The sequence below is a fragment of the Nakamurella sp. UYEF19 genome (assembly GCF_040546275.1).
In the GTDB taxonomy this organism is placed as follows: domain Bacteria; phylum Actinomycetota; class Actinomycetes; order Mycobacteriales; family Nakamurellaceae; genus Nakamurella.
On sequence record NZ_JBEPNO010000069.1, the window covers coordinates 1 to 1259 of the forward strand.

Here is a 1259-nt window from a genome sequence, read left to right on the forward strand (position 1 = left end):
CTAGTACTACAGTCGCACTTAAGGTTGGTGTCCTCGGGCCCGATAGTGGCAGTGCCGGGCTCGTTGTTGATGCCGTCGTCGCCAGTTTGATCGGGTGAGAGTGTTGCGCTGGTCCGGTGGGTCGGTCCAGATCAAGTGGATCAGCAGTCGCCGGATTTCCGGGACGGTCAGGGCGATGAGGGTGTCGTTTCCCGATTGTGGGCCCCCTTTTTTGACCGGGTGACGGTCAAGAATGCGTGGGCCAGCATCGAGAGTGTGATGTGTCGGTACCAGCCGGTGTATTGCCGGACCTGGTAGTGGTCCAGACCGGTCTGGCCTTTGGAGGTTTGGAAGGTTTCTTCGATGGCCCAACGGGTTCCGGCGACTTTGACCAGTTCTGCCAGGCCGGTGCGGGCAGGTGCGTGGCACAGATAGTAGGCCAGGTCGGTGGGGTCGGTGATGCTGCGGCGGGCCAGCAGCCAATAGTTGGAGTCGGGGAAGTTGATGCCGTGGATCGGTGTTCTGGCCCAGTCATGCAATCGGTCACCTTTGGCTCCTTTGCCCGCTGACCGTCGCCGCCAGGCCTGCGCGGGCAAGGCGCCGATCAATTCATCAGCCCGGTATTCTCGGCCTTCCCGGGGGCCGGCGGCGATGACGTGCTGGTTGACCGGAACGGCCAGAACGTAGGACAGGCCGAGCTCTTCGATCTTCCCGCGGAGCTTGAAGTGCTGCCCGTAGACCTCATCCGCGGTCACCCAGCGGGCCGGCACACCATTGGCCACGGCCCGCTCCAGCATCACCATCGCCTGCTCGGGTTTGGTGGCGAAGGTGACGTCGGCGCCGATTCCGGCGGCGGCGCAGCGGGCCTGGTCCTCCGTCCATGCTTTGGGTAGGTACAACTCTCGATCCAGGAACGTCCGCCCGGCCGGGGTCGCGTAGGTCAGAAACACCCCGATCTGACAGTTCTCGATCCGCCCCGCGGTGCCGGAATACTGCCGGGACACACCGGCGGAGCGGGTGCCCTTTTTCAAAAATCCGGTCTCGTCGATGATCAGCACACCGCCCGGGTCGCCCAACTGCGACACCACGTAGGTCTGCAGATCGTCACGGACCAGATCGGGGTCCCAGTCAGTGGTCGAAAGCAGCCGTTGCATCCCGTCCGGGGTGGCATCCCCAGCGTGCTCCGAAAGTGTCCAGGAGTTCTTCCGTTCCTCCGCTGACAGCAACCCCTGCACATACGCCAACGCGTGCTCGCGGGGCTCTGACCTGGCAAAACGCCG

The 1259-nt window shown here is 63.8% G+C and carries 1 pseudogene; it reads right to left on the reverse strand.

The window, feature by feature from the left end:
• Positions 1-18: 18 nt before the first annotated feature.
• A pseudogene (locus ABIB25_RS29140) lies at positions 19-1259 on the reverse strand (IS701 family transposase); the annotation flags it as partial.